2 protein-coding genes and 1 pseudogene are annotated in these 2,657 nt (G+C 48.4%); all 3 read right to left on the bottom strand.

What is annotated here, in order from left to right; all coding sequences use genetic code 11:
• Nucleotides 1-9 precede the first annotated feature (9 nt).
• The gene (locus GXB78_RS27935; protein ID WP_329517852.1) at nucleotides 10-660 is read right to left on the bottom strand and encodes a DUF2931 family protein; all 651 of its coding nucleotides are present in this window, start codon (nucleotides 658-660) and stop codon (nucleotides 10-12) included.
• Between the two features lie 422 nt (nucleotides 661-1,082).
• On the bottom strand, nucleotides 1,083-2,024 hold the full coding sequence (locus tag GXB78_RS27930) for a PoNe immunity protein domain-containing protein (protein ID WP_329517851.1): 942 nt from the start codon (nucleotides 2,022-2,024) through the stop codon (nucleotides 1,083-1,085).
• A gap of 3 nt (nucleotides 2,025-2,027) precedes the next feature.
• Nucleotides 2,028-2,657 (bottom strand): annotated as a pseudogene (locus tag GXB78_RS27925) (hypothetical protein); the annotation flags it as partial.

Below are 2,657 nucleotides of genomic sequence, written 5' to 3'. Positions count from 1 at the left end.
AGTGGTGAATCACCAAGAGCCATATGGCACGCCGAATTTCTCCACGTGCATTCTAGAAATCTCAGATAGCGAATCGTATTGACCACCCGATTTGCCTTCGTATGGCCCACGCGGATCCACCTCAGCTTTTACTCGCGTGACCTCTATGGGTGTTAGGCATGGGCCAAGTACCCAAACTTTCACAATGCCACCGGGTGCGAGACCGATAGCGATTGCTTTTCGGTATCCGGTTGTCCACTTTCCTGTAGCTGCGCAATAAGTTTTTTCACTCGTGCGCATAATCTCCCGAGTTGACTCAGCTATATCAATGCCTACTTGATATGTCTGGGGTTCGACTAAAGATTGCCAACGGACGTAGATTTTTTTCGGTAAATCTGCATTCGTCACGTACTTCCCTTTCCCCCAACCCGATTTCTTAGGCCAGCCTTTCGGGTTGCCCTTATTATTCTCAGGGGTCTGAATGGCTGAAACCCCACTCATTGCACGTCGATATACTTGCCCTTTCATATCCACAAAATCCGCTGTTTCGATCCAGACTTCCATGTAGTCAGGTGCCGAAAAGCCCAAGCGCCAAGCATCATATGGCAACGAACCTGCATTTGAACAGGTGGGTCCTGTCAGCAGCATAGCGGCAAGTAGGAAGGGAAGAATATTATTCATTTGTGTGTGCCTGGTCTTGGGGCCCCGCCCGCGAAAAAGTTTTCAAGTTGATCGCCCTAAGCAAATCTTCAAGCCACTTACCGTCAGCGCCCTTGTCGTGCCCATCCCAGTCCTTGCCCCAGCCAAACTCCACAGCACAGATATAGTCGACGATGTGCTCGCCGCTGACACCCCAAGCCCTCGTTCAAAATGCTGGAAGGAGCCTGAAGACCAACTTTGGAGGCTTCGCCCTGGTTGGAGTGAGTGCCACTTGCGCCGTCTGTGCCCTTGGCTGCAACGGCGGCATCTTTGTTCGCAGGCTTTTCCGCTCTTTTCGGATGGCGTGAACCGGAGCAGGCAGCAGAGTTGTTGCGCTGCATGCCTTTCCATTTGACCAAGCGCTTATCAACAGCTCGGATCATAGCCGAGAGATGCGGCAATGGTTACTCTTCGCCAGACCAGTACCAGATAGTTTCGCCCCATTTGGAATCACTGAATCTCGGCATAATCTCGCCCTGCCGGAAATGTTGTCTCGAATCAGATTTTGCAGGAGTGAACCAGTAGCCGGTTTTCGTGCACGGTTGACCGCCGTCGGTTCGTGCGATTTGAGAGTCATTTGCTGGCTGATAGGTGCGGGCGTATTCGACTAGATCTTTTGGATAAACCATGTGGTCTATTTTGCTGTCGTCGATACCGTATAGAAAAGCAACGGCACCAGCTTCGAAAGCCCAGTATCCAACATAGTTTCCTTCCTCTCCTTGAAGGTGGGTGTCATGCCAAGGGGCCTGTTTGAAAGCTGGATACCATTGACTGCAGAATTTCTTAAGAAGGTCCGAAGCTTCTTCTCTGGTATCTGCATAAATTGCTTGAATTAGAGGAGAGTAAACATCGTGATACCACTGATCTACGTCTGTTCGGTCAGGCAGGATTTTGCAGAGCAAGTCTTCATACAATGTGTCGTCACCGGCATATCCCGCATTGTCTAGTAGTCTTACGAATCGTTTAAGAAGGTCTGTGCGATGAAGTAAGATACAAAGACTGATAACTTGCACGCATTCTTCATATTCATGCGCCCAATCATCAATGGCTAACGGTGAGATTTCGGGTAAGCTTTCAGATTTCGCTAGTGTGGCCTGTCTAAGCTCGTAAGTTTCAACTAAGTTTTCAAGCTGGGAAGTCAAAGACTGAATCTCTTCTCCCGCCGTATAGGTCGCGGTCAGCTTGCGAAGAGCCAAGCGCTGAATAAATCTCGCGCGGAGTGTTTGTTCGCCTTCTGGAGTGTCGGATTTGAATTTAGTCGTTTTCAGAAGCTCAGTAGCTTCGTCGTGCTCTCGTAAAAAGTTTTTGTAATGAGCTTCGCTAAAGAATTTTTGTCTTTTAGTCATTGTTTACACCTCTAGCTTAAGCGAATCTATTGCGCCATATTTCTTTGTTAGTGATTTTTTACGTTTGTTGACGAAGCTCTTCACTTCAGCTTCCGAATAGTGGAACGCTTTATGATTTTCATGTGTCGCTTCGTTTGTATTGTTAAGGCGAGCACTAGCGTGCTCCCTAGGGCTAGAGCTCATGTGGTAGAGAGGGGTGTAAAACAAGTGGCGACTATATGAGCCAGCAACTTGCAGTTGTAGTGAATATCCCGATACCGCTTTCTCCAAATTCTCCTCGATCCATTCGTCACTCATCTGCACGAGTATTCTTTTCGTTTTTTTAGTTGTGGGATTTTCACTTTTTTGGGCGTGAGTTTGTTTCTTGCCTTTGTTAATTTTTCTCTTGGTTTCAGCTGTGGCAGTGGGTTCGGCATTCTCGGCAGGTTCTATGAGTTCACTCGGTTCCGTGAGACCAGAAACGCCCAACTTCGATGCGACCCCCGGCTTTCTTGTATTATTCATTTTTCGCATGAACTTCGGTGCATCTTCATCACGGCTTGCCTTTGCCTCTACAATGGCGAACTTTTCGCCGCCATTGTTTGCGGGATTAGCCCGCCAAACCGCGTCTATCCCGGTGCCGTTAGCACCGTT

Origin of the sequence: Pseudomonas moraviensis subsp. stanleyae, assembly GCF_036283065.1 — a bacterium.
Taxonomy (GTDB): Bacteria; Pseudomonadota; Gammaproteobacteria; order Pseudomonadales; family Pseudomonadaceae; genus Aquipseudomonas; species Aquipseudomonas stanleyae.
This window is presented reverse-complemented; position numbering and strand designations above follow the sequence as displayed.